Annotated in this window: 19 protein-coding genes and 1 pseudogene; 11 read left to right on the forward strand and 9 right to left on the reverse strand. The window is 68.4% G+C overall.

Features of this window, described 5'->3' with window-relative positions:
* Positions 1 to 417 precede the first annotated feature (417 nt).
* On the forward strand, positions 418 to 2,013 hold the full coding sequence (locus tag ACOCMH_RS11655) for an exonuclease domain-containing protein (RefSeq protein ID WP_427307116.1): 1,596 nt from the start codon (positions 418 to 420) through the stop codon (positions 2,011 to 2,013).
* 126 nt (positions 2,014 to 2,139) lie between these two features.
* Positions 2,140 to 2,580, forward strand: coding sequence for a hypothetical protein (locus ACOCMH_RS11660; protein ID WP_427307117.1), 441 nt, complete (start codon positions 2,140 to 2,142; stop codon positions 2,578 to 2,580).
* Positions 2,581 to 2,615: 35 nt separating this feature from the next.
* Here the strand turns inward: ACOCMH_RS11660 and ACOCMH_RS11665 are convergent, their stop codons facing one another.
* A complete protein-coding gene (locus tag ACOCMH_RS11665; protein WP_427307118.1) occupies positions 2,616 to 3,590 on the reverse strand; it encodes a pyridoxamine 5'-phosphate oxidase family protein in 975 nt (324 codons plus the stop codon).
* 48 nt (positions 3,591 to 3,638) lie between these two features.
* A complete protein-coding gene (locus ACOCMH_RS11670) occupies positions 3,639 to 4,289 on the reverse strand; it encodes a glutathione S-transferase family protein (RefSeq protein WP_427307119.1) in 651 nt (216 codons plus the stop codon).
* A gap of 98 nt (positions 4,290 to 4,387) precedes the next feature.
* Between ACOCMH_RS11670 and ACOCMH_RS11675 the strand changes: the two genes are divergently transcribed.
* The 3 genes from ACOCMH_RS11675 to ACOCMH_RS11685 all read left to right on the forward strand — a co-directional run bounded on the left by ACOCMH_RS11675 (position 4,388) and on the right by ACOCMH_RS11685 (position 7,067).
* Entirely contained in the window at positions 4,388 to 5,290 is a 903-nt protein-coding gene (locus ACOCMH_RS11675) for a LysR family transcriptional regulator (RefSeq protein ID WP_427307120.1), read from the forward strand.
* A gap of 238 nt (positions 5,291 to 5,528) precedes the next feature.
* Positions 5,529 to 6,215: a TetR/AcrR family transcriptional regulator gene (locus tag ACOCMH_RS11680; RefSeq protein ID WP_171518076.1), complete on the forward strand. Its 687-nt coding sequence runs from the start codon at positions 5,529 to 5,531 to the stop codon at positions 6,213 to 6,215.
* Between the two features lie 177 nt (positions 6,216 to 6,392).
* A complete protein-coding gene (locus ACOCMH_RS11685; RefSeq protein WP_427307121.1) occupies positions 6,393 to 7,067 on the forward strand; it encodes a histidine phosphatase family protein in 675 nt (224 codons plus the stop codon).
* Positions 7,068 to 7,239: 172 nt separating this feature from the next.
* On the opposite strand, the gene ACOCMH_RS11690 is transcribed toward ACOCMH_RS11685, so the two are convergent.
* The 3 genes and pseudogenes from ACOCMH_RS11690 to ACOCMH_RS11700 all read right to left on the reverse strand — a co-directional run.
* On the reverse strand, positions 7,240 to 8,415 hold the full coding sequence (locus tag ACOCMH_RS11690) for an acetyl-CoA C-acetyltransferase (protein WP_427307122.1): 1,176 nt from the start codon (positions 8,413 to 8,415) through the stop codon (positions 7,240 to 7,242).
* 144 nt (positions 8,416 to 8,559) lie between these two features.
* A complete protein-coding gene (locus tag ACOCMH_RS11695) occupies positions 8,560 to 9,027 on the reverse strand; it encodes a PaaI family thioesterase (RefSeq protein ID WP_427307123.1) in 468 nt (155 codons plus the stop codon).
* 4 nt (positions 9,028 to 9,031) lie between these two features.
* Positions 9,032 to 10,009 (reverse strand): annotated as a pseudogene (locus tag ACOCMH_RS11700) (NAD(P)H-dependent flavin oxidoreductase); the annotation flags it as partial.
* Between the two features lie 208 nt (positions 10,010 to 10,217).
* Here ACOCMH_RS11700 and ACOCMH_RS11705 point away from each other — a divergent pair.
* Positions 10,218 to 11,093 (forward strand): crotonase/enoyl-CoA hydratase family protein, encoded by an 876-nt coding sequence (locus ACOCMH_RS11705; RefSeq protein WP_427307124.1) that lies wholly within the window; start codon positions 10,218 to 10,220, stop codon positions 11,091 to 11,093.
* A 33-nt stretch (positions 11,094 to 11,126) separates the two neighbouring features.
* Positions 11,127 to 11,798 (forward strand): nitroreductase, encoded by a 672-nt coding sequence (locus ACOCMH_RS11710; RefSeq protein ID WP_427307125.1) that lies wholly within the window; start codon positions 11,127 to 11,129, stop codon positions 11,796 to 11,798.
* Positions 11,799 to 11,828: 30 nt separating this feature from the next.
* Here ACOCMH_RS11710 and ACOCMH_RS11715 read toward each other — a convergent pair whose 3' ends face one another.
* Together ACOCMH_RS11715 and ACOCMH_RS11720 are read right to left on the reverse strand one after the other, a co-directional pair.
* Positions 11,829 to 14,591: a LuxR C-terminal-related transcriptional regulator gene (locus ACOCMH_RS11715; protein ID WP_427307126.1), complete on the reverse strand. Its 2,763-nt coding sequence runs from the start codon at positions 14,589 to 14,591 to the stop codon at positions 11,829 to 11,831.
* A 166-nt stretch (positions 14,592 to 14,757) separates the two neighbouring features.
* On the reverse strand, positions 14,758 to 16,305 hold the full coding sequence (locus ACOCMH_RS11720; protein ID WP_427307127.1) for an AMP-binding protein: 1,548 nt from the start codon (positions 16,303 to 16,305) through the stop codon (positions 14,758 to 14,760).
* A 255-nt stretch (positions 16,306 to 16,560) separates the two neighbouring features.
* Here ACOCMH_RS11720 and ACOCMH_RS11725 point away from each other — a divergent pair, with 255 nt between their 5' ends.
* Together ACOCMH_RS11725 and ACOCMH_RS11730 are read left to right on the forward strand one after the other, a co-directional pair.
* Positions 16,561 to 17,712, forward strand: coding sequence for an acyl-CoA dehydrogenase family protein (locus ACOCMH_RS11725; RefSeq protein ID WP_427307128.1), 1,152 nt, complete (start codon positions 16,561 to 16,563; stop codon positions 17,710 to 17,712).
* A 55-nt stretch (positions 17,713 to 17,767) separates the two neighbouring features.
* Entirely contained in the window at positions 17,768 to 19,003 is a 1,236-nt protein-coding gene (locus tag ACOCMH_RS11730; RefSeq protein WP_427307129.1) for an acyl-CoA dehydrogenase family protein, read from the forward strand.
* A gap of 126 nt (positions 19,004 to 19,129) precedes the next feature.
* Here ACOCMH_RS11730 and ACOCMH_RS11735 read toward each other — a convergent pair.
* Positions 19,130 to 20,676 (reverse strand): IS3 family transposase gene (locus ACOCMH_RS11735; protein WP_427306043.1). Its coding sequence is split into 2 segments (ribosomal slippage): positions 19,130 to 20,193 and positions 20,193 to 20,676, totalling 1,548 coding nucleotides; the frame shifts between segments, so codons are not numbered across the junction.
* Positions 20,677 to 21,425: 749 nt separating this feature from the next.
* On the opposite strand from ACOCMH_RS11735, the gene ACOCMH_RS11740 reads away from it, so the two are divergent.
* Together ACOCMH_RS11740 and ACOCMH_RS11745 are read left to right on the forward strand one after the other, a co-directional pair.
* Complete coding sequence (locus ACOCMH_RS11740; protein WP_427307130.1) at positions 21,426 to 22,562, forward strand: FAD-dependent monooxygenase; 1,137 nt, start codon at positions 21,426 to 21,428, stop codon at positions 22,560 to 22,562.
* A 70-nt stretch (positions 22,563 to 22,632) separates the two neighbouring features.
* Complete coding sequence (locus ACOCMH_RS11745) at positions 22,633 to 23,478, forward strand: IclR family transcriptional regulator (protein ID WP_427307131.1); 846 nt, start codon at positions 22,633 to 22,635, stop codon at positions 23,476 to 23,478.
* On the opposite strand, the gene ACOCMH_RS11750 is transcribed toward ACOCMH_RS11745, so the two are convergent.
* Positions 23,465 to 24,478, reverse strand: a complete 1,014-nt coding sequence (locus ACOCMH_RS11750) for a tripartite tricarboxylate transporter substrate binding protein (RefSeq protein WP_427307132.1) — start codon at positions 24,476 to 24,478, stop codon at positions 23,465 to 23,467. The genes ACOCMH_RS11745 and ACOCMH_RS11750 overlap by 14 nt on opposite strands.
* Between the last annotated feature and the right edge of the window lie 11 nt (positions 24,479 to 24,489).

Genomic DNA, 24,489 nt, shown 5'->3' on the forward strand with positions numbered 1-24,489 from the left:
AGATCCGAAGACCCAGTCACGTTTTGCTGTGCGAGCACTGTATAACTTGAAGCCACACTGTCCGAAGACAGCGGCGTCCGCTACCCAGCGCCCACACTTATCGGTTGTTTGGTTGTTAAAGAACTTCGCCACCCGGCTTTGCCGTTCAGCGCGCTGCGTTGTCTGCAGCAGAGAAACGAGATTATGCAGCGCTTTCTTCGTTTCGTCAACCGTTTGCAGCAATCTTTTTTGCTGCCGTCAGCGCTGCAAACCTCGCTGCGCCAACCTCCCGGCCGACCCCGCATCCCTTGCTGCGCCTGCCTTGCAGGGGCCGCGTGGTGTTGCGAGGGGGCGAATAATAAGCGACCGCAACGGGGTTGGCAAGGGGTGATTGAAAACTTCTTCATGACGCCCTCGGCAGCCCCTTAGAATCTGCGCATGCCAGACTTGCCTACCTACTTGCCGTCGCACCTGCCAGCAGACGGCGCGCGGCTGCTCGATGCCCAGTCCCTCGCCGCGGCGCTGTCGCGTCCTATTGTCTTTGTCGACCTGGAAACCACGGGCGCCGACGCCCAGCGTGACCGCATCACCGAGATCGGCGTGGTCGAAGTCGGCCCTGAGGGCATTGTCGAATGGGAAACCCTGCTCGACCCCGGCATGTCGATTCCGCCGTTTATCCAGCGCATGACCGGCATCAGCGATGACATGGTGCGCGGTCAGCCGACCTTTGATTCCCTGGCCGAGTCGCTCGCAGAGCGTCTGCAGGGCCGCCTGTTCGTGGCCCATAACGCACGCTTCGATTACGGCTTCCTGAAAAACGCGTTCCGGCGCGCCGGCGTAACCTTCCGCGCCGACGTGCTGTGTACCGTAAGGCTCTCGCGCTCGTTGTTCCCGTCGGTCGAACGCCATGGCCTGGACGCGCTGATCGCCCGCTTCGGCCTGACGCCCAAGGGCCGGCACCGCGCGCTGGCCGATGCCGAGCTGCTTTGGCAGTTCTGGCAGAAGATCCACGCCACGTATTCGGTCGACCTGGTGGAAGCGGCCGTGCGCACACTGGTGCGCCGCGCCAGCCTGCCCGCGGGCCTGGAGGAAACCGCGCTCGAAGACGTGCCCGCCGCGCCGGGCGTCTATATCTTCTATGGCGACCAGGACGTGCCGCTCTATATCGGCAAGAGCGTGCACCTGCGCCAGCGCATCGGCGCCCATTTCTCGGGCGACTACCGCTATGGCAAGGATATGCGGCTGGCACGGCTGGTCCGTCGTGTCGAATGGCGGGAAACCGGCGGCGAGACCGGCGCGCTGCTGCTGGAGGCACAACTCGTCAAAGCCATGCAGCCCGTGCACAACCAGTTGCTGCGCCGGAATACCAGGCTCTACGCGTGGGAGATGCCGCAACAGTTGCCGGTGCCGCGCCTGCGCTCGGATCGCGACACCGATTTCTGCCGGCATCAGGACCTGTTCGGCGTTTTCGGCAGCCGCGGCGCGGCCGAAGCGCGCTTGCGCGCGCTGGCCGAGGAGCACGGCCTGTGCATGGCTACGCTTTCGCTGGAGAAGACTACGCGCCGTGGCAGTCCCTGCTTTGCGCGACAAGTCCACCGCTGTGCCGGGGCCTGCATCGGCGCGGAATCGTCGCGCGAACACCGTGCCCGGCTGGCCGCGGCGCTCGCGCCGATCGCGCTGGTGCCGTGGCCGTTCGAGGGCCCGGTGGCCTGGCGCGAGCAACACGGCGCGCGCGCGTGGTGGCATGTCGTGGATGAGTGGTGCTACCTGGGCTGCGCGGCCACGCTGGAGGATGCGAGCACGCTGGCAGCCGCGCCCGCGCATTTCGACCTGGATACGTACCAGATCCTGGCGCCGCGCCAGGATCAATGGATGCCGGACGCGGTGCCCCTGTCCGTGCGGCGGGCTTTCACGCTGACCGCGCCGGAAACGTCCGCCGAAGCCCCGCGCCCCGCACGCGCGGTTTGCGCGCCTCCCGCGCGCAAATCCGCTGCCGCCGCGGGCCAGCAAAGCCTGGGCTTGTTCGCTGACTGAGACTGCCCTGCCGTAGGGCCCGGCAATCTGTACGCCAGCCCCCATAAGGCACTTGCAGACGATGTGACGGCTCCACTAGTCTCCACAGACCGGCCCTTGCCGCCGGCTGCGCCGATGTGGAGTCCCATGCCTGCCGATCCAGCCCGATTTGCGTACGCCGCCCGCACCGGGGCACGCAGGGTTGCGCGCATGGCTGGCCTGTGGGCGGCGGCCATTACGGCCGCCTGCGCCGGAATCGGGACCAGCGCGATGCAGGACATCATCGATTCCTGGAAGAACGTCCCCGTCGACGAAGCGAAGCGCCAGTGGGGCCCGCCGCAGGCCGTGCAGGCCCTTGCCGCCGGCACCGCCTACGTCTGGACCGATTCCGTGCCGGCAGCGCGACCGCCAGGCAGCGGCCCGCGCGATGCGGGCATGGAGCGCACGCCCGCGCCGGGGCAATGCCAGCGCAAGCTGGTGGCGGGCCCCGATGGCATTGTCACCGGCGGCGAGTGGCGCGGCGATGCCTGCTGCATTACCGCGCTGGCCGGGCACTGCGCCGCGCTCAAATACCGCGCGCGGGGCTGAACGCAGCCATCGCGCCCCTGTCCCGCCATGCACGCTCAGCGTTCAGGCCACGCACCGGTATCGGCCAGCACGGGCGAGAACTCCCGAAAGGCGAAGCGCAGCGGCAGCACGCGCTCGCGCCGCACCACGCGCTCGACATGCAGCCGCACCAGCCGCTCGGCACCGGCGTAACCGGCCAGTTCCTCGCCTTCCCAGATCACTTCGGCGCGCCCGCCCACATGCAGCAGCGAACCGTCGGCAAAACCCGGCACGACGAGCCCGGCACGCGGATCGGCGATCAGGTTGCCGATCGTGTTGAAGAAGTTGTTGCCGTTGAAATCCGGGAACGTCACGGTATGGGCGTCGTCCACGCGAATAAAGCCGGGCTTGCCGCCGCGGTGCGAGACGTCGACGCCGCCAGTGTGCTCGCCCTCGTCTTGCGTCGACACGCTATGGCTTGACGCGATGAACAGCGTATCGGCGCCGCGCAGCCAGGCGCCGGCGTGCGCATCCAGCGCGTCGCCGTGCCAGGCCGCAGGCGCGGCAGCCGGCTCGGCAATGGCTACGTCGCGCAACTGGATGTAGCGCGGACAGTTGCCGAAGCTCTGCTCGACCTCGACCGTCAGTCCCGCCTGATCCTGCGCCACGATGATGCCGTTCATGCGGTTGCGCCGGCGCGTAGGCAGTTCGATACCGAGCAGGCCGATGCGTGCGCCCTGTTCCAGCGCCGCGGCAAGCGGATCACCGGGTAACGGCACGGCGTCGATACGCAAGTGGGTGGCGTCCGGCGTCCGCGCAAATCCCGGCGCCCCTACCAGCAGCGTGGCCCAGGGGGCGCCATCGGCATCGACCGCGCCGGCCAGCAGGAACGGCAGCTGCGCGAAGAACGCGCGGTGCTGTTCCGGCATCTCGCCACGAATCACGCGCGGGCCCGCCGCTGCCATGCGTTCGCGCTTGCCGGCGCGCTGCTGTGCGGCGAGTTCGCCGGCGTGGAATGGCAGGCCGGCATGCGGCCAGGTGGGCAGGTCCATGAGTGCTCCTTCGAAATTCCAGTAGCCAGGCGCTCGCCGGCGCAAAGGCTATGCGGCCAGGCCGGCCTTCGATACCAGGATCGGCACGAAGCCGGGCAACGCTTCCACGCGGCGCAGCCAGGCATTGAGCGCCCGGTACGGCGCCAGCGGCACGTTGCCTTCCTCGGCGCGGGCGATATAGCTGTAGGCGGCTACGTCGGCAATGGTGGCGTGTTCGGCGGCCAGGAACGGCTGTGCCGCCAGGATGGGCTCGATCAGCGCAAACAGCCGCTGCGCGCGCGCGACCGCGTCTTCCATCGGCACCGGCCGGCCAAACAGCACGCCCAGGCGCGCCGCTGCCGGGCCGAACGCAATCTCGCCGGCAGCCACCGACAGCCAGCGCTGCACGCGGGCCGCGCCGACAGGATCCCGCGGCAGCCAGCAGCCGTCGTCATAGCGCGTGGCCAGGTAGACCAGGATCGCGTTGGAATCGCCCAGCACCACGCCGTCGTCGTCCAGCACCGGCACCTGGCCGAACGGGTTCAGGCGCAGGAAGGCCTCGCTGCGCTGCTCGCCGCCAGGCAGGTCAACATCCACGAGCCGATACGGCAAGCCAAGCAGACCCAGCATCAGCTCGGCGCGGTGCGCGTGGCCGGAAACCGGCGAACGGTACAACACCAGCGGCCTGGCGGGCACTGCGGGGGCATTCGTGTGTGGCATGGCACTCTCCTGAGCGGTTGGTATGCACGGATTCTGGATGCCGGCGACGCTGCAATAAATAGAGGCATTGATATTTGACTACTCCACAAAATGGAGTAATGTTTGCCGCCATGGACAAGCTACGTGCAATGCAGACCTTTGTGCGGATCGTCGACGAAGGCAGCCTGACTGCCGCCGCGGCGTCGCTGCACACCTCGTTGCCGGCGGTGGTGCGTACGCTGGCGGCGCTCGAAGCCGAACTGCAGGTGCGGCTGCTGAACCGCACCACACGGCGGCTGTCGCTGACCGCCGAGGGGCGCAGCTACCTGGAGGGCTGCCGGCGCATCCTGGCCAATATCGACGAAGTCGAGGCAGGCCTGAGCGCCAGCCATGTCGAGCCCAGCGGCCAGCTCACGCTGACCGCCTCGGTCTTGTTCGGGCAGATGTACGTGGCGCCAGCGGTGACGCGATTCGTGCAACGCTATCCGCGCGTGCGTTGCCGCATGGAATTCACCGACCGCGTGGTGAACCTGCTTGAGGAAGACCTGGACGTGGGCGTGCGCATCGGCCCGCTGGCCGATTCCACGCTGGTGGCGCAATCCGTCGGCCATATCCGCCGCGTGGTGGTCGCCACACCCGCCTACCTGCGCAAGCATGGCGTGCCCCGCCACCCGGACGCGCTGGCCAGCGCCAACTGCGTGCGCTTCACCGGCAACCATGCGCACTGGTGGACCTTCCGCGAAGGCGAGCGCGAGTTCCATGTGCCGGTGTCGGGCAACCTGGAGTTCAACCAGACCGCACCCGCCGTGGCGGCCTGTGCCGCCGGCGCCGGCTTCGGCCATTTCCTGTCGTACCAGGTCGCGCAGCTGGTCGAGGAGCGCAAGCTGCGCATCGTGCTGGAGGATTTCGAGCAGCCGGCCTGGCCGCTATCGCTGATCTATCCGCACGCGCGGCTGCTGCCGGCGCGCACGCGCGCCTTTATCGACTGGATGCGGGACGAGCTGAGCCCCCGCTTCAACTAGGCCCTGTCGTGTGATTGCCGATTGCCGCGTCAACCACGCGCGGCGGCGCATGGCGCTCGCGCACGGAATGTTCTGCGCGTCCTGATCGGCAAATGGCAAGGCACCGGGCTGGCACCACGGTGCGCCGACGGCATCTGCGCGGAACATTTGCAGGGCCACCCGACAAAACCCTTGACGCGTTGCCGTGCGCACCGGTATTTTCAGAAACCGAATCCGAATTCGAATACGGAATATGCCCATGTCAGCAACGCCTTCCGGCTTCACCGCCAACGCTTCCTTCCCCCGTATCGACACGCCCTCGATCCTGCAGCCGCCGCGCCAGCGTCGCGCGCGCGAGACCGAACAGGCCTTGTTGGGCGCAGGCCGAGAACTGCTGGCGACGCGCGACTTTGCCGCGGTTTCGGTGGCGCAGATCGCTGCGGCGTGCCAGGTATCGGTAGGCGCCTTCTACGGGCGCTTCCGCGACAAGATGGCCTATTTCGAGGCCCTGCGCACGTTGGTGATGGAAGAAACTTCCGCATCGATCGACCGCTACCTGGCCCAGGAACGCTGGGAAGATGTCGCCACGCAGGTGCTGCTGGAAAAGACCGCCAGGTTCATGGTGCTCGGCACGCTGGCCAACCGTGGCGTCATGCGCGCATCGCTGCGCCATGCGTCCACGCGCCCCGAGGAATGGCTGCCCCACCGCCAGAATGGCGAGGCGATCGTGGAACGCATGGTGCAGCTGCTGGTGCCCCGTCTGCCACTGCCCGCGGAGACGGCCGAGCTGCGCGTGCGGTTTGCCATGCAGGCCGTTTTCAGCGTGCTGGTCAATGCCGTGCTCAATGATTCCGGACCGCTGCACCTTGACGACGAACGGCTGATCACCGAGCTGAATCGCCTGATGGCCGGCTATCTCGGCGTGCCCCTGGCCGAGGCGGCCTGAGCCTGCCTGGTAATGCAGCCAGGCCATGGCTGCTATGAATTGCGCGGCGCTTGCTTGGCGCGGGCGCCGGCGTTCCATAGAATGGGCCAACGCTCCGCTCCGAGCCCGGCGCCCGGATCACCCCAGGTGCCTCGCCGGGACAGCCCTATCCGCCTCAATGATTTACCGGAACCGCTCATGGCCACGCTTTTCCTCGTCCGGCATGGACAAGCCTCGTTTGGCGCTGCCAACTACGACTGCCTGTCGCCGACAGGCCGGCAGCAGGCGCGCTGGCTTGGCGAATATTTCGCCGAGCGCGGGGTCAGCTTCAGCCGGGTAGTGGCCGGCACATTGGTGCGTCAGCAGGATACCGCCGCCGAAATCCTGGCCGTCATGGGGCAGCCCCAGGCCACGGTCATCTCGCATGCCGGCCTGAACGAATACGATGGCGAGGCGCTGTACCGCTGCCATACGGGCGGCGCCGACCACCGCGCCCACCAGAACGGCGACTACAACGACTATTGGCGCACCTTCCGCGCGGCCTATGCGGCCTGGACGCAGGACGGGCTCGCCGAGATGCCCGAAAGCTGGGCCGACTTCGGCGCGCGCATTGCCGGCGCGCTGGCGCACGCCAGCGAGGGCACGACGCGCGAGGATGCAATCCTGGTGGTCAGCTCTGGCGGCGCCATCGGCCGGGCCACGGCCGACCTGCTCGGGGCGCCGGCGCAGGCCGCGATCGAGATGAACCTGCAGTTCCGCAATACGGCATTCTGTGAAATCATCGTCGGCCGCGGCGTGCAGCGGCTGCTGAGCTTCAACAATGTGCCCCACCTCGAACGCGCCGACCGGCGCAGCGCCGTGACCTTCGCCTGACGTGGATTGCGGGCTCGCGGCGCTCGCTCAGCGCGATCCGCCCCCTTAAATGACAATGGCCGCGATTTCGCGGCCATTCTTTTTCTTGCTCCGGCTGCTGGCGCGGGCACTTTCACATGCCCGCGCCGCCGGTCCTTCTCCCTTTACTGCCCTGTGTCGCGGCGTCGCTGTTTTACAGGCGCTCGACGATGGTCACATTGGCCAGCCCGCCGCCTTCGCACATCGTCTGCAGGCCGTAGCGCTTGCCATGCGTATGCAGCGCATGCACCAGCGTGGTCATCAGCTTGGCGCCGGAGCCGCCGAGCGGATGGCCCAGCGCGATCGCGCCGCCATGCACGTTCAGGCGCTCCGGATCGGCGCCGGTCGCCTTGAGCCACGCCAGCGGCACCGGCGCGAAGGCTTCGTTGACTTCGAACAGGTCGATATCGCCGATGCGCAGGCCGGCACGCTTGAGCGCCACCTCGGTGGCCGGCAGCGGGGCTTCCAGCATTACCACCGGGTCATGGCCGATCACGGTCATGCTGTGCACGCGCGCCAGCGGCTTGACCCCCAGCTTCTTCAAACCCGCCTCGTTGACCACCATCAGGCCCGCGGCGCCATCGCAGATCTGGCTGGCCGTCGCGGCGGTCACGCGGCCGCCTTCGGCGATCAGCTTGACGCTGCCGATGCTTTCCAGCGTCGCGTCGTAGCGGATGCCTTCGTCGGTGGTGTGCATCTCGCCGTTGGCGCCGTCGGCTGTGCGCACTTCCACCGGCAGGATCTCGGCGCTGAAGCGGCCCGCCCTGGTGGCGGCGATGGCGCGCTGGTGGCTTTGCAGCGCGTAGGCGTCGAGCTGCTCGCGCGACAGGTCATACTTGCGCGCGATCATCTCGGCGCCGGTGAACTGGCTGAACTGCACGCCGGGGTAGCGCGCCTCGATCCCCGCGCTCTTCGGCACGCCGAAGCCATTCTTGGCCGGCAACTGCGACGACAGGCCCATCGGCACGCGCGTCATGCTTTCCACGCCGGCGGCAATGACGATGTCCATCGCGCCCGACATCACCGCCTGCGCGGCAAAGTGCAGCGCCTGCTGCGACGAACCGCACTGGCGGTCGACCGAGGTACCCGGCACGCTTTCAGGCAGGCGCGAGGCCAGGATCGCATTGCGCGCGACATTGCCGGCCTGCTCGCCGACCTGGCTCACGCACCCCATGATGACGTCTTCGACCAGCGCCGGATCGGCGCCGGTGCGTTCCACCAGTGCGTCGAGCACCTGTGCGGCCAGGTCGGCCGGATGCCAGCCCGACAGCTTGCCGCCCTTGCGGCCGCCGGCGGTACGGACCGCCGCGACGATATATGCCTCTGCCATGTGATCTCCTTGGTTCGGTGCAGGCCGCCGGGGCAGCCGTGGTGTTATGCGGCATGCCGGCGCGGGTGCCGGCAGCGTCGAGGGCTATTGTTGCGCCGGGGGTGGCGGCAAGCGTCGTCGGAAGCGACGAAGTTGCCGCACCGCTCAGGCGCGCGGCGCCAGCACCGCGAAGATCGCCGTGGCGCGCAACAGGCAGCGCTCGCCACTGAACAGCCGGCAGGTGCCGTAGCGCAGCCGCGAGCCCAGCTTGTCGAATTCCACGCGGGCTTCGACCCAGTCGCCCAGGCGCGCGGAGTCGAGATAGTCGAGGCTCAGGTTGACCGTCACCGCGCTTTTGGCGCGGCCGGTTTCCAGCGACATCATCATGCCGATCGCGGTATCGGCCAGCGTCGCCAGCATGCCGCCATGCGGGATGCCCAGGTTGTTCAGGTGGCTCTCGTCGATTCGCACGGCCAGCGTGCGGCGTCCGGCGTGCAGATAGAGCTGGCCGAAGCCCGCCATGTAGCCGCTCATCTGGCGCAGCGGGATAAAGCCCTCCGGCACGTCGGCGCCAGCTTCGGCAGGCGCGGCGATGGCACGCGTCATCGCCGTCTCGATTTCCGCCTCGGCCATGGCGTCAGGCAAAGTAGCGCGAGGCCACGCTGAGGTGTTCGCGGCAATCGGCCACCATGCGTGTGATCAGTTCTTCGCAAGTGGGCACGTCGTCGATCAGGCCCACGCACTGGCCGGCGCTGATGATGCCGCCGTCGGTTTCGCCCGCCTTGAGCGCGGCCCTGCCGCGCACGCCGGCCACCAGATGCTTGACGTCTTCGAACTGCGCGCCGCCGGGACGGCGTTCGATGCTCACCACTTCATCCGACACGGCGTTCTTGAGCACGCGCGCGGTATTGTGCAGCGTGCGGAAGATCAGGTTGGTGTCGCGCTCGCTGGCCTGGACCAGCGCCTGCTTGACGTTGTCGTGGATCGGCGCCTCGCGCGTGGCGCAGAAGCGCGTGCCCATGTTGACGCCCTCGGCGCCCAGCGCCAGCGCCGCGGCCATGCCGCGCCCGTCGGCGATGCCGCCCGAAGCGATCACCGGGATCGACAGCTTGCGCACGGCCTGCGGGATCAGCACCATGCCGGGCACATCGTCCTCGCCCGGATGGCCGGCGCATTCGAAGCCGTCGATCGAGACCGCATCCACGCCCAGCCGCTCGGCCGACAGCGCATGGCGCACCGCCACGCACTTGTGGATCACCTTGATGCCCGCGGCCTTGGCCCGCGCGATATGTTCCTTCGGGTTGTTGCCGGCGGTCTCGAGCACCTTGATGCCGCTCTCGATGATGACGTCGAGGTAGCGGGCGTACGGCGGCGGGTTGATCGACGGCAGCAGGGTCAGGTTCACGCCGAACGGCTTGTCGGTCATCTCGCGGCAGCGGCGGATCTCGTCGGCCAGGTCCTCGGGCGTGGGCTGGGTCAGCGCCGTCAGGATGCCCAGGCCGCCCGCGTTGGAAACGGCGGAGGCCATTTCAGCGTAGCCAACCCATTGCATGCCGCCCTGGATGATCGGGTAGCGAATGCCAAGCAGTTCGGTGATGCGAGTCTTCATGGTGGTCCTTTTGCTGTCTGCGCGGCACGGCGCTCGGCGGTATTGTGGCGCGCCGGTCCTGCCGTGGGATGCACGTCAGTCTACGGCCACGCGTGGCATCGCAGCCTCGTCGGAAGCGACGATTGCGGGCGGCGCATTCTGCACTAGTGTTGGACGAGCCCCGCTGCCGGCGCCCCCGTCCCGGCATCCCTCCCCTCTCCCAGCAGGAGCCAGCATGACGCCAGCCACGCCTTCGTTCGAAACCCTGCGCTACGCCGTTGAAGACGGTGTCGCCACCATCACGCTGCACCGCCCGGACCAGCTCAATGCCTTTACCGCGCAGATGATGCACGAGCTGATCGCCGCCTTCGACGCCACCGATGCCGACGACAACGTGCGCGCAGTGATCGTCACCGGGTCCGGCCGCGCCTTTTGCGCCGGCGCCGACCTGTCCGGCGGCAGCTCGACCTTCGATTTCGAAAAGCGCTACGGCGCCAGGCCGGACACCGCGCATCGCGATGGCGGCGGGCGCGTGTCGCTACGCATCTTCCGCAGCCTCAAGCCGGTGATCGCCGCGGTCAATGGCGCCGCGGTCGGCGTGGGCGTGACCATGCAGTTGCCGATGGATATCCGGCTGGCCTCGACCGACGCCAAGTTCGGCTTTGTCTTTGCACGCCGGGGCATCACGCCGGAGGCGGCGTCGTCGTGGTTCCTGTCGCGCGTGGTCGAGATCTCAACCGCGCTGGAATGGTGCTATACCGGTCGCGTGTTCTCGGCCCAGGAGGCGCACGAACGCGGCCTGGTGCGCTCGCTGCACGCACCCGAAGACCTGTTGCCGGCAGCGCAGGCAATTGCGCGCGAGATTGCCGCCAATGCCGCGCCGGTGTCGGTGGCGATTTCGCGCCAGCTGATCTGGCGCATGGCCGGCGCCAGCCACCCGATGGAGGCGCACAAGCTGGACAGCCGTGCGATCCAGTCGCGCGGGCGCTCCGCCGACGTGAAGGAAGGCGTCAGCGCGTTTCTGGAAAAGCGGCCCGCCGCATTCCCGGAAACCGTGTCGCAAGACATGCCGGACTTCTTCGACTGGACCAGCGAACCGCCCTTCGCCTGAGCCGCTCGAATCGATCTTTTCTCCGGAGTCCCGATGCAAGTCAGCCAAGCCGTCGCCAGCCGCAAGTCCGTCCGCGGCTTCCTGCCCCGGGCCGTCGCGCCCGACACAATCCGCCGCGTGCTCGATGCCGCCGCACGGGCCCCGTCAGGCGGCAATCTGCAGCCGTGGCACATCCATGTGGTCGGCGGCGAGGCGCTGCAGCGCCTGCTCGGCGTCATGCGCGAACGCATCGCCCAGGCGCCCACCGGCGAAGCGCGCGAGTACGACATCTATCCGCGCGAACTGGTCTCGCCCTACCGCGAGCGGCGCTTCCAGGTGGGCGAGGCGCTCTATCACCACCTCGGCATTCCGCGCGAGGACAAGGCGCGGCGGCTGGCGCAGTTCGCCAGCAACTTCACCTTCTTCGGCGCGCCGCTGGCGCTGTTCTGCACGGTGGACCGGCGCATGGGCCCACCGCAATGGTCGGACCTCGGCATGTATCTGCAGACGGTGATGCTGTTGCTGCGCGAGGAAGGCCTGGACAGCTGCGCGCAGGAGTGCTGGGCAATGTATCCGCAGACCGTTGCCGATTTCCTGTCGCTGCCGGCCGAACGGATGCTGTTCAGTGGCATGGCGATCGGCTACGAGGACCCCGCGGCGCCCGCCAACCAGCTGCGCGCCGAGCGCGCGCCGCTGGCGGAATTCACCGAATTCATGGGCATTTGAACTGGCACCGGGCGGCCGGCGGGTTGAGGATCAAAGCAGGCCGAGCTGGCGCGCGATCGCCACCGCCTGGGTGCGGTTGCTGGCGTGCAGCTTGGCGCTGATATTGCGCAGGTGCGTGCGCACCGTGGTCTCGGACACGAACAGGCGCTCGGCCATGGCGACGTTGGAGTAGCCCTCGGCCAGCAGGTGCAGCACCTTCTGCTCCTTGGGCGTCAGCGGTTCCACCAGCGCCGCCGGCGCGGGCCGGCCAGCGCCGCCAGGCGGCTCCGCGACGGCCAGGCCGCAAGCCTGCAGCAGCTTTTCAACGTAGGGAGCCGGCAGGCTGGCCGCCTGCCGCGCGCAGGCGTCGGCCACCAGCCGGCGCACATCGTCGCCCTCGTCGGCAAAGATGCGGACAAAGCCTTCGGCCGCGCCGAAGCGCAGCGCCTCGCCCATCACCACCAGCGCATGCGCGCCATCGCCGGTGCGCTGCCATGCCTGCGCCAGCAGGATGCGTAGCTTGAGCGCGCGGCGCATCAGCTGGTTGCCGGCGGCTGCGGCCAGCTCGCGCTCGACGGCCTCGCGCACCGGCGTGCCCGGGCGCGCATACAGGTCCAGCCGCAGCCGGCCGAGCGTGATGTCCTCGACATCGCTGGCAAAGGAGCTGACGCCGGGGCGCGTGCGCCACAGCGCCGGATCGGCGGCGCGCTCGATGGCCTCTTGCGCGGCGTGCACATTGCCCTGGCGCAGCGCCAGGCGGGCGCGCTCCAGCATCGCCGCCATCACCAGCCGCGTGAGGCCGCGATGGTGCCCCAGCGCTTCGAGTTGCGCCAGCCATTCATGGGCCTGGTCTGGCTCACGGCGCTCGAAGGCAATGCGCGCCAGCACCGCGTGCCCCGTGATGATCTGGTCAGGCAGGCCGAGGTCGCGCGACAGCGGCAGGTAGACGTTGAGCAAGCGGCTGGCGCGCTCGGAATCGCCGCTCTCGTAAAGACCCTCGGCCAGCAGGATGCCGGCCATGGCGTTGCCATTGGTGGGTCCGAAACGGTTCGGCAGCATCGTGCTGGCGGCGATGCGGAAGCGCGCCAGCGCCTGCTGCAGGCGCCCCTGGCGCAAATCGATCAGCCCTTCGACCGATTCCGAAAAGATCTTGTTGAAGTTGCTGTCCGAACCGCGCACCGCATGCCGCGCGACCTGCAGCAGCCGGCGCGCTTCGGGATAGTCGCCGGCCACCGCGGCCAGCCGCGCCATCGAGGTGGCGAGGATCGCATCGGGGAAGGCATAGCCCATCGGCAACGGCGGCAGCTCGTTGCGGGCAAAGGCGCGCGCATCGTCGAAGCGGTCCATCATGTTCAGCAGCATGTGGCGCAACGCGCGGATATGCGCCAGCAGGTCGCCGGCCGCGCCCGCGGTGGGAATCTGCTGCAGCAGCGCGATGGCTTCGGCCGGCCCGCGCGTGAACGACACCGCCCACACCCGCGCGATCTGCAGCTTGGGCAGCCGGGCCAGGTCCTCGGCAGGCACCGCCTCGAGCCAGCGCGTCAGCAGGCGCATGCGGCCCTGCGCCAGCAGGTCGTCGGCCGCGCCATCCAGTAATTGCAGCGCATGCGCGAGCGCCCCGGCGGCGAAGGCATGTTCGATGGCGGGCACCAGGCGCTCCTGCGACTCATACCAGCGCGACGCCGACAGGTGCAGCTGCGGCACGGCTTCGGGCATGGCCTGCGCCAGCTGCGCGCGCAGGAAACCGGAAAACAGGCTGTGATAGCGATACCATTGCTCGGGCGCGGCGCCGGAGCCGCGTTCGCCGTAGCGTTCGCTCTCCAGCGGCAGCAGGAACAGGTTGGCGCGCTCCAGCCAGGCCAGGATGTCTTCGCTGCTGCCGGCGGTGGCGGGCTGGCACACCGCGTCGCACAGCGGGCCGCACAGCTGGTCCAGGATCGAGGTGCGCAGCAGGAAGTCACGCACCGGCTCAGGCAGGTGCAGGAAGACGTCTTCGACCAGGTAATCGGCAATGGCCGCATTCGAGCCCGAGAAACCGGCGATAAAGCCCTCTGGCTGGGTGCGCCGCTCCAAGGCCACCGACGCCAGCCACAGTGCCGTGGCCCACCCTTCGGTGCGCCGGTGCAGCGCGCTGATGGCGGCCTGCTCCAGCTTCAGTCCGCGCGCCTGGCGCAGGAAGGACGCGGTCTCGTCGGCGGAAAAGCGCAGCTGCGCCGGCTCGATCTCGAGCAGTTCGCCGCGCGCGCGCAAGCGCGCCAGGCCGGTCTCGGGCACCCAGCGCGTGCCGATCACCACGCGGCAGCCCGGCGGCAGGCTTTCCACCAGTTGCCAGACCAATCCGGCCACGGCTGCGTTCTGGATGGCCTCGAAATCGTCGAGGAACAGCGTGAAGTCGCCGTGATGGCTGGCAAGGCGATCGATCAGCGCGAGCGCCTGCTCGCCCGGGTCCTGCGCCAGCGCCTGGCGCGCGGACCGGTCCGGCCCGCCGCTGCCCAGGCCCTGCGCAATCGCGGCTTCGATCGAGCCGAGGAAGCGCGAGGTGTCATTGTCGGAGCGGTCCAGCGTGAGCCACGCGGTGCGGCCGCCCGCGGCCTCGAGCCGCGCGCGGCACTGGAGCATGGCGGTGGTCTTGCCGAAGCCGGCGGGCGCGCGCACCAGCACCAGCTTGACGAAGCCGGCCGCGCACACGGCATCACAGATCGCCGCGCGCTGGACCTGGAACGGGGTCAGCAGCGGCGGACGCAGCTTGGCGGCCAGCGATGCCGCGCCGGCAGGTGGCGGCGTGCGCCGTCCGGTCTCCTCGATACTTGCCATTGGCTGTTTGTCGTCTCCCGCACATCGCGGCCCTGGGCGGGCGCGCAATGCGCCCCCGGCTGCAACACGCAGGCGGGTGGCCGTGGCTGTGGTGTAGCGAGGAATTATGACGTAAACCGCTGCGCTCGCTCAAACCCGCGCAGCGGCCAGGCACCGTTTGCCGGACTCACACCAGCTTGCTGGCGTGCCCGGCCCAGTAGCGGTCGCGCAGCAGCCGCTTGAGCAGCTTGCCGGTGGGCAGGCGCGGCAACTCGGGCTCGAAGTCCACCGAGCGCGGGCACTTGATGGCGGACAGGTTGGCGCGGCAGAACGCGATCAGCTCGGCGGCCAGTTCGGGCCCGGCCTGGCCCATGTCGGCGGGCTGCACCACGGCCTTGACCTCTTCGCCGAAATCCTCGTTGGGCACGCCAATCACGGCGACGTCCATCACCTTTGGATGCGTCATCAGCAGGTTCTCGGCCTCTTGCGGGTAGATGTTGACGCCGCCGGAGATGATCATGTTGGCCTTGCGGTCGGTCAGGTACAAGTACCCGTCGGCGTCGACATAGCCGACATCGCCGATGGTGCTCCAGTCCGGATGCTGCGGATGGCGCGTCTCCGCGGTCTTGGCCTCGTCGTTGTGGTAGGAGAAGGCGCGGCCCTCGGCAAAGTAGATCGTGCCCGGCTCGCCCGGCGGCAGCAGCGCGCCGTCCGGCCCGCAGATGCGCAGCTTGCCCACCATGGCCCGCCCCACCGTGCCCTTGCGCGCCAGCCATTCCGGCGTGTTGACCACGGTCACGCCATTGCCCTCGGTGCCGGCGTAGTACTCCCAGATCACCGGTCCCCACCACGCGATCATGGCTTCCTTCACCTGCACCGGGCACGGCGCGGCGGCATGGATCGCCACGCGCAGCGACGACACGTCATAGCCCTGCCGCTGCGCGTCGGGCAGCTTGAGCATGCGCGAGAACATCGTCGGCACCAGTTGCGTGTGCGTGATGCGGTGGGCCTGCACCAGCCGCAGGAACTGCTCGGCGTCGAAATGCTCCATCACCACGGCGGTGCCGCCCACGGCCTGCACCGACATGGTGTAGCGCAGCGGCGCCGCGTGGTACAGCGGCGCGGGCGACAGGTAGCGCGTGTCGGCATCGAAGCCATAGAGCCGCTGGCACAGGGCGGTGAGCGTCGTCGGCGCCTCGATGTCGGGGCTCGACGGAGGTGCATATACACCTTTGGGCCGGCCGGTCGTGCCGGACGAATACAACATGTCGCCACCGGTCACTTCGTTGTCGATGCGCGTTGCCGGGCAGCCGGACAGCGCGGCCTCATAGGCGTCATAGCCCGGCACCGTGCCGTCCAGCATCAGGCGGCCCTGCAAGGCGGGCGTCTGGCCGGTCAGCGCCGCCGCAATTTCCGCCTGCGTGTGCGTGGTGATCAGCAGGCGGGCGCCGCTGTCATTGACGATATAGGCCGCGTCGGCGGCGTTCAGGCGCGTGCTCAGGCAGATATAGACAATGCCGCTGCGCTGCGCGCCCCAGCACAGCTCGAACAGCCGCGGATGGTTCTCCACCATGAAAGCCACGCGGTCGCCAGGCTGCAGGCCCAGCTTGCGGAACAGGTGGGCGACCTGGTTCGAGCGCTGGTCCAGCTCGCGGTAGGTGACGACGGCGCCGCTGCTGCCCATGATGACGGCGGGCTTGTCGGGCGTGCGCTGCGCGTGGATGTGCGGATGCATGGCGTGGAGCTCCTCGACTGGGATGGTGGCACGGCGGATGCCGGTTCCGCATTCTCGGAACCCTGGCCGGTTCCACCATCGTCGGAAGCGACGAAGCGGCATCGGCCATTTTTTGTCGCAGCGCCGCAAAAGAAGGCGCCGCCGGCCAGGCGGTCAGCTTCGTCCGATGCGACGATGCGCCGCCGGACGGCTTGGCCGGAAGATGCCCGCCAGACTCCCGCCAATCACGCCTCACCCTCATCCGAAGGAGCCAAGGTGGATTTCCAGTTCAGCGAAGAACAGTCGATGCTGCGCGACACGCTCGCGCGTTACCTGGCCGATCACTATGATTTCGAAGCGCGCCGCGCGGCGGTGCAGTCCGCGGCCGGCTGGCGCCCGGACTGCTGGCGCGCGTTTGCCCGCGACCTCGGCATCCTCGGCGCGGCCTTCCCCGAGCAGCTGGGCGGCCTCGGCGGCGGCGCGGTCGAACACATGGTCGTGATGGAACAGCTGGGCCGCCACCTGGTGCTGGAACCTTACCTGGGCACCGTGGTGCTGGGCGGCGGCGCGCTGATGCACGGCAGCCCTGAACTGGCGGCGCAGTGGGTGCCGGCCATCATCGGCGGCGAGGCCACCGTGGCGTGGGCCCATGCCGAGCCCGCCAGCCGCTACTGCCGGCACGACGTGCAGGCCAGCGCCACGCGCCAGGGCGACGGCTACCGGCTCAGCGGGCACAAGCACGCCGTGGCCGGCGCGCCGTTCGCCTCGCATCTTTTGGTCAGCGCCCGCAGCAGCGGCGCGCGTCGGGACCCGCGCGGCATCAGCCTGTTCTGGATCGCACGCGACACGCCGGGCGTGACGCTGCGCGAATACCCGACCTTCGACGGGCAGCGCGCCGCCGAGGTGCTGCTGGACAACGTGCAGGTACCGGCCAGCCAGCGCATCGGCGCCGAAGGCGCAGCCTTGGCACTGATCGAGCAGCTGTGCGACCAGGCCATGGTTGCGCTGGCAGCCGAAGCCAATGGCGCGATGGCGCGCATGCTGGCCGACACCATCGACTATGCGCGCCAGCGCAAGCAGTTCGGCGTGCCGATCGGCACCTTCCAGGCACTGCAGCATCGCATGGCCGATATGTACATGCAGCTGGAGCAATCCGTGGCGCTGACGCAGGTGGCCGCCATGCAGGCCGCCAGCGCACCACCGGTGCGCGCGCAGGCGGCCTGCGCGGCGAAGATCCAGGCCGGCCAGGCGGGCGCCTTCGTCGGCCAGGGCGCGGTGCAGATCCACGGCGGCATGGGCGTGACCGAGGAACTGGCGGTGGGCCACTACTTCAAGCGCGTCACGGCGATCGACCTGCAGCTGGGCTCGGCCGAGCACCACCTGCGCCGCTATGCCGACCTGCTCTATCCCGCGCAGGCCGCGGCCTGAGCCCGCCGAAACACCGACGCACACAACCCTGTCGATTACCCAGCGAGGCCCGTCGATGCATCTCGAGTTCTCCCCGCAAGACCAGCAGTTCCGCGAAGAAGTGCGCGCCTGGATTGCCCAGGCCTATGACGCCGACCTGCGCGCGATGATGGCGCAGTCCAAGAACGGCTACCTCGACAAGGCCGGACAGTTGCGCTGGCAGAAGGCGCTGCATGCGCGCGGCTGGGCCGCGCCGAACTGGCCCAAAGAATATGGCGGCCCCGGATGGAGCGCGGCCCAGCGCTTTATCTTCCAGTCAGAACTGGCCGCCGCGGGATGCCCGCCGGTGTCGCCGATGGGCCTGAAGATGGTGGCGCCGGTGATCATGAAGTACGGCACGCCCGAGCAGAAGCAGCGCTTCCTGCCGCCCATCCTCAGCTCCGACGTCTGGTGGTGCCAGGGCTATTCCGAGCCCAACTCCGGCTCCGACCTGGCGTCGCTGCAGCTGCGCGCCGACCCTGGCACCGATAGCGATGGCGAGCACTACATCCTGAACGGCTCCAAGATCTGGACCACGCATGCGCAATGGGCCGACTGGATGTTCTGCCTGGTGCGCACCAGCCGCGAATCGAAGCGCCAGGAAGGGATTTCGTTCCTGCTGCTCGACATGCATACGCCCGGCATCACGGTGTCTGCGCTGCCGACGCTGGATGGCCCCATGCCCGGGCAGCAGGAGGTGAACCAGGTTTTCTTCGAGAACGTGCGGGTGCCGGTCGCCAACCGCATCGGCGAGGAAGGCAAGGGCTGGACCTATGCCAAGTACCTGCTGGAGTTCGAGCGCGGCGGCACGTATAGCCCGATGCTGCGCAAGCAGTTGTCCAAGATCGCCGAGATCGCGGCGGAACAGCCTGGCGACGACGGTGGCCGACTGCTGGACGATCCGGTGTTCCGCCGCAAGCTGGCCGCGCTGCACCTGCGCGCGGCCGCGCTCGAAGCGGTGGAATTGCGGGTGTTTTCGGGCGTGGAATCGGGCACTTCGATCGGGGCTGCGTCGAGCATGCTCAAGCTCACGGGCACTGAGACCCTGCAGGCGGCCAGCGAGCTTGCGGTAGAGGCGGCTGGGCCCGCGGCGCTGCCGTTCGTGCAGGACACGTGGGCGCAACTGCAGGGACGCGAGGCGCCGCCGCGTGTCGGGCCGGACTATGCGGCGGTGCTGGCGCCGCGCTATTTCAACTATCGCAAGGCGTCGATCTATGGGGGATCCAATGAGATTCAGCGCAATATCATTGCGAAGATTGTGTTGGGGCTTTGAGGTGGGGGCTGGGTTGGGTCGCTTTTGGTGACATGCTGTCGGCTTTTGAACCGCCGGGTTCCGCCCTGCTGGGCGGGTTACTTTTTGTCCGAGCGGTGTGTGTCAAGGTAGTTGTCGCGTCCGCCGTTATGCTGCTTTCCGGTGCTCCCTAGCCTCCTGCTCAGCTCGTTCGGGGTTCAAGAAGACCACTGGATCCAGTTTCCAATTCCGGATCCCTCGCGACCAGCGCTGCGGATGTCGGGCGCGGGCTGCCTGATACAGCATCGTGCGTCGCGCCAGTAGGGGCGGCGCTTCACCGCGGTGCCGCTGGTTCGGCGTGACGTACTTTAGGCCACTGTGGCGGTGCTCCTCGTTGTACCAACGCACGAACCGATGGACCCAATCGCGCGCCTGCTGCAGCGTATCGAATGGCCGATCCGGCCACAGCGGGCAGTACTTGGCTGTGCGGAACAGCGCTTCCGCGTAAGCGTTGTCATTGCTCACACGCGGACGACTGTATGAGGGCTGCACGCCCAGGTAACCCATCATCGCCAGCATCGTCCCTCCTTTCATGACGCTGCCGTTGTCCGAATGCAGCACCAGCGGCCGGCCGGCGGTCTTCTCGCGCAAACAGCCCAGCGACAGCAGTTCGCTGGCATGGTTGGCCGATTCGCTCTCGTGCACCTCGTTGACTACCAGCTTGCGGCTGTAGATGTCCTGCATCATGTACCAGTAAAAGAAGCGACCTTTCACCGTCGTGGGCATCCACGTGATATCCCAGCACCACACCTGGTTGGGTCCGTCGGCTCGGTGGGTGGTCAACGGACGCGACTTGGCTTCGTGGCCGCGTCCGCGCCGGCGCGCCTGGCCGGCGGCCTTGAGCACGCGGTAGAAGGTCGACTCCGAGGCCAGGTAACGGCCTTCGTCGGCCAGCCTGGGTACGATCTGGTGCGGCGTCAGGCCCTCGCAGCCGGGCTCGTTGGCCGCGGCCAGCACGGCCTCACGCTCGGCCTCGCTGAGCTTGTTGGCCGGCACCGGACGCTGCGCGCCCGGTCGTCCATCCTCAGGCGTATGGCGCCAGCGCTGCAAGGTGCGCTCGTTCAGACCTAATTCCTCGCACGCGAGGGCCTGGCGCGCGCCGCTCTTTACCGCTTCATCGATCAACGCAATGGCCTCGCGGCGATCCGAGACGTTGATCAATCCTCCTCGTCCCTTCCCCAGATCGCCTCGGCTTTTTTTCTTAGCACCAGCAGCGCTGCGGTTTCCGCCAGCGCGGCGTCCTTGCGCTTCAGCTCACGCTCCAAGTCACGGATTCGCTTCTTCGCGGTTGCTTCCTCGCGCAGCTGTGTGTCTGCCTTGGGCGGCGTCTTCGCATTCGCCTGCTCACAGGCAGCACGCCACTGCCGGATCTGTTCTGGCTGAATGCCCTTCCTGCGGCAGTATTCGGACAGCTCCGCTTCACTCAGGGGCGCCGTCTCCAGCACCACCCGGAACTTGTCCGCGCTGGACCACTTATCGCTCTGTTTGCCGTTGCCTGGCACAACTCGTCCTTGCTCTCGCGCCTCGTTGCGCCAGGTGCGCAGGCTCACCGTCGTGACACCCGTCTCCCTGGCCAACTCCACAACCGATCGGTTCACGGGCGGCATCATCTGCTCAACCACCCATTCCTTGTACTCCGCCGGATAGCGTTTCATTCTCCAACCGCTTCCGCCCTCCATTGTCCTTCATCGAAAGGCGGCGGGGCGACATCTATCCTGACATGGAGGGGAGCGACAAAAAGTAACCAAAAAGCGCGTTTACTGCCCTGCGGGCGGCATGTCTTATCGTAGTGTGCCCCGGGTTTTCGTACGGGGCTTGGCTTCCTCATAAGGCTAGACTGCCTGCCGCAGGGGTGCGCTTCGGTGGCAGGGGCGTTGAAGTGGTGGTTGAACGAGCCCAGAGCGGTGGGTGGTCCCTGCTGCTGGCGTTACCGTAGGAACGCCTTCGGCTGCGCTGCGCGCAAGCGCCCAATGTCCCCAGCGCATATTGAGCCTGCGCAGCAGCCGCAGGCGTCCCCGCGTTACGGCCGGCAGCAGGCGGCCTACGCCCTGCATGGGGATTGTCCAATAGTGGGTGATCGAAGGCACTATCCCTGACTCACATAGCGTAGCAGGGTCGAACGCGCACCCACATCCAAGCGGCAAGCACCGCCGCCCATATGACCAGCGCCGCGTAATTTATAGCCAGCCGCTCAGGCGACGCGTTTTTTGGTTACTTTTTGTCGCTCGGACAAAAAGTGACTCGCCGGCTACGCCGGCGAAACAGCCGCGCCCGCCAAGAACGATAAAGCGACGCCCCCACCCCTAGGGTTCCCCCGTAATTGACGTCCACCCTTTCACGCCTATATATTTTTATGAACATATAGTTCATTTTTGAACATCTCCCAACCAGCCAGCTGGAAACCATGCCCCTCAAAATCGGAATCAACGGCGCCGGCATCGGCGGCCTCGCCGCGGCCATCGCACTACGCAAACTTGGCCTGGACGCAATCGTCTACGAACAAGCCCCCCGCTTCGCCCGCGTCGGCGCCGATATCAACCTGACGCCAAATGCCGTTCGCGCGCTGGACGGGCTTGGCGTTGGCGAGGCTCTGCGCGAAACCGCCGCGCGTCCCAGCCACCGCATCAGCCGCATGTGGGATACCGGCGCGGAAACGTCGCGGCTGCCGATGCAGGAAGAGGCCGAGCGGCGCTATGGCGCGCCGCAGCTGACCATGCACCGCGCCGACCTGATGACCGCGCTGGAAGCCGCCGTGCCGGCCGACTGCGTGCGGCTCGGCCACCAGGCCGTGGCGATCGAGGCCGGTGCCGATGGTGCGACGCTGCGCTTTGCCAATGGCACGCACCAGCACGTCGACGTGCTGGTCGGTGCCGACGGCATCCATTCCACCGTGCGCACCGCGCTGTTCGGCCAGGAAAGCCCGATCTTCACCGGCGTGGTGGCCTATCGCGCCGTGGTGCCGGCCGAGCGCCTCGCCGGCGTGCCCAACCTGGGCGCCTTCACCAAATGGTGGGGCCCGGATGCGGCCACGCAGATCGTCACCTTTCCGCTCAACCGCGGCCGCGACATCTTTATCTTTGCCACCGTCGCGCAGGCAGCCTGGCGCCATGAGTCGTGGACCACGCCGGGCCGCGTGGCAGACCTGCGCAGCGCCTATGCCGGCTTCCACCCCGAGGCGCGCGCGCTGCTCGAGGCCTGCGACGAGGTGCTGATCTCCGCGCTGTACGTGCGCGATCCGCTGCCGGCGTGGTCGGCAGGCCCGGTCACACTGATGGGCGACGCCTGCCATCCGATGATGCCGTTCATGGCGCAGGGCGCGGGCATGGCGATCGAGGATGGCGTGGTGCTGGCGCGCTGCCTGGCCGAGGCTGCGAAGGACGGTGCCGCCGGCGTGCCGGCCGCGCTGGCGCGCTACCAGGCCGCGCGCCATGCGCGCACCAGCCGCATCCAGATCGGCTCGCGCAGCAATGCCTGGCTCAAGGACGGCGGCAATGCCGACTGGGTGTACGATTACGACGCCTGGAACGTCACCCTCGGCTGAAGCCGCGGGCCGCGTTTCACCGAAGCACGGCCGCCTGCGCGGCCGTTTTCCATGGATTGCCAACGCCAAGATGCCCAAGTTCCCCATGCCGACCGAACCCGACCTCGACGACAGCGCCGCGCCGGAAGATGGCCGCGAGGCCCAGCTGGTGTCGCCGGTCATCCGCGGCCTGCGCTTGCTGCGCTTTATCGCCGAGGGCGGTGCCACCGCCAACCTGAGCGAGGTCGGCCGCCGCATCGACGTGAACCGGGTCACCGTGATGCGGCTGCTGGATACGCTCGAGCATGAAGGCATGGTCGAGCGGCTGCCACAGGGCGGCCACCAGGTCGGCTTCAATTTCCTGAAGCTGGCCGCGCGCGTGCTGGCCTCGAACGACCTGACCAGCTTTGCCGGGCGCGTGCTGGCCCGCCTCAGTACGTCGCTGCAGCTGTCGGCCTACCTGGCGGTGCGCGATGGCGGCGATGCGCTCTACCTGCTGCGGCAGATGCCGGCGGCCGCGCTGGTCAGCAATATCCAGGTGGGCAGCCGCGTGGCCGCGCACCTGACCACGCCGGGCCGGATGCTGATTGCCGAGTTGCCCGCAGAGACGCTGCGCGAATTGCTGGGGCCCGATCCGCTGCCGACGGTCACCGGGCAGAGCCCGGCCACCCACGCGCGGCTGGCCGAGATCCTGGCCGCCGACCGCGAACGCGGCTGCGCTTGGAGTTTCTCGGCCTACGAGCCGGGCATCGATGCGTGCGCGGCACCGGTGCGCGGCGCCGACGGCGCGGTCATCGCCGCCATCAGCGTGGCCGGGCCGCAGCAGCGCTTCGAAGCCGACGGCACGCTGCGCGAGCGCGTGGCGAAGGAAGTCCGGCAGGCCGCGCGTGACCTGTCGGGACTGATGGGTTACCGGGGCGACGCTACTGCGCGGTGATCCCGTACTGCCGGATCACCTTCGCCCACGTGGCGGTTTCCTCGCGGATGCGCAGCTCGAGCGCCTGCGGCGTGCTGCCCACCGGCTCCATGCCCTGGCGCTGCAGCTCGGCCCGCACCGCGGGCGTGGCCAGCAGCGCGCGCACGTCGGCGCCGAGGGCATCGGCCGCGGGCTGGGGCGTGGCTTTGGGCACCAGCAGCGCGTACCAGGAACTGACGTCGATGCCGGGCACGCCCTGCTCGGCCAGTGACGGCACGCCGGGCGCCGCCGGTGACCGCTTCGGCTGCGTCACCGCCAGCGCGCGCAGCGCGCCGGACCGGATAAACGGCGCCAGCGTCGGCCACGTGCCGAACAGCACCGGCACCTGTCCTCCCACCACGTCGTTGAGCGCCTGCGTGGTGCCCTTGTACGGCACGTGCAGCAGCGCGATGCCGGCCTGGTGGCGGAACAATTCGCCAGCCAGGTGCAGGCCGCTGCCAACGCCGGGGCTGGCGTAGCCGAGCGGTTTGCCCGCATGGTCGGCTTGCTTTGCCAGCTTGATCAAGTCCTGCACGGAGTTTGCCGGCACCGACGGATGCACCGCCAGCACGTTGGGCGAGCCCGCCAGCAGCGACACCGGCCGGAAATCGCGCCCGACGTCGTAGGCAAGCCCAGGCATCATCGTGGGGTTGATGGTCAGGTTGCCGGCGGGCGCCACCAGCAGCGTGCAACCATCGCCCGGCGCGCGCCGCACCGCGTCGATGCCGATATTGCCGTTGGCGCCAGGCTTGTTGTCGACCACGAAGGGCATGCCGCGGCGCTGCTGCAGCCCGTGGGCCAGCGTGCGCGCGAGCTGGTCCGCGGGACCGCCCGCCGGAAACGGCACCACGATGCGCACGTTGGCGCAAGCGGCCGCCTGCGCCGCCTGCCAGGGCAGGCACGCCGCCACTACTGCGGCCACCGTGCCGGCCAGCCACCGGCGCCGCCGCGGCGCCCTCGTTCGTTGCTTGCTTTGCTGCATCTTGCTTTCCC

It is taken from the genome of Cupriavidus sp. H39 (genome assembly GCF_050271075.1).
Taxonomy (GTDB): Bacteria; Pseudomonadota; Gammaproteobacteria; order Burkholderiales; family Burkholderiaceae; genus Cupriavidus; species Cupriavidus necator_B.

Bases quoted from the DNA above. Each gene is read 5' to 3' on its own strand.
- ACOCMH_RS11655 (WP_427307116.1), top strand. From the start codon at position 418: ATGCCAGACTTGCCTACCTACTTGCCGTCGCACCTGCCAGCAGACGGC.
- ACOCMH_RS11660 (WP_427307117.1), top strand. From the start codon at position 2,140: ATGCCTGCCGATCCAGCCCGATTTGCGTACGCCGCCCGCACCGGGGCA.
- ACOCMH_RS11665 (WP_427307118.1), bottom strand. From the start codon at position 3,590: ATGGACCTGCCCACCTGGCCGCATGCCGGCCTGCCATTCCACGCCGGC.
- ACOCMH_RS11670 (WP_427307119.1), bottom strand. From the start codon at position 4,289: ATGCCACACACGAATGCCCCCGCAGTGCCCGCCAGGCCGCTGGTGTTG.
- ACOCMH_RS11675 (WP_427307120.1), top strand. From the start codon at position 4,388: ATGTTTGCCGCCATGGACAAGCTACGTGCAATGCAGACCTTTGTGCGG.
- ACOCMH_RS11680 (WP_171518076.1), top strand. From the start codon at position 5,529: ATGTCAGCAACGCCTTCCGGCTTCACCGCCAACGCTTCCTTCCCCCGT.
- ACOCMH_RS11685 (WP_427307121.1), top strand. From the start codon at position 6,393: ATGGCCACGCTTTTCCTCGTCCGGCATGGACAAGCCTCGTTTGGCGCT.
- ACOCMH_RS11690 (WP_427307122.1), bottom strand. From the start codon at position 8,415: ATGGCAGAGGCATATATCGTCGCGGCGGTCCGTACCGCCGGCGGCCGC.
- ACOCMH_RS11695 (WP_427307123.1), bottom strand. From the start codon at position 9,027: ATGGCCGAGGCGGAAATCGAGACGGCGATGACGCGTGCCATCGCCGCG.
- ACOCMH_RS11705 (WP_427307124.1), top strand. From the start codon at position 10,218: ATGACGCCAGCCACGCCTTCGTTCGAAACCCTGCGCTACGCCGTTGAA.
- ACOCMH_RS11710 (WP_427307125.1), top strand. From the start codon at position 11,127: ATGCAAGTCAGCCAAGCCGTCGCCAGCCGCAAGTCCGTCCGCGGCTTC.
- ACOCMH_RS11715 (WP_427307126.1), bottom strand. From the start codon at position 14,591: ATGGCAAGTATCGAGGAGACCGGACGGCGCACGCCGCCACCTGCCGGC.
- ACOCMH_RS11720 (WP_427307127.1), bottom strand. From the start codon at position 16,305: ATGCATCCGCACATCCACGCGCAGCGCACGCCCGACAAGCCCGCCGTC.
- ACOCMH_RS11730 (WP_427307129.1), top strand. From the start codon at position 17,768: ATGCATCTCGAGTTCTCCCCGCAAGACCAGCAGTTCCGCGAAGAAGTG.
- ACOCMH_RS11740 (WP_427307130.1), top strand. From the start codon at position 21,426: ATGCCCCTCAAAATCGGAATCAACGGCGCCGGCATCGGCGGCCTCGCC.
- ACOCMH_RS11745 (WP_427307131.1), top strand. From the start codon at position 22,633: ATGCCCAAGTTCCCCATGCCGACCGAACCCGACCTCGACGACAGCGCC.
- ACOCMH_RS11750 (WP_427307132.1), bottom strand. From the start codon at position 24,478: ATGCAGCAAAGCAAGCAACGAACGAGGGCGCCGCGGCGGCGCCGGTGG.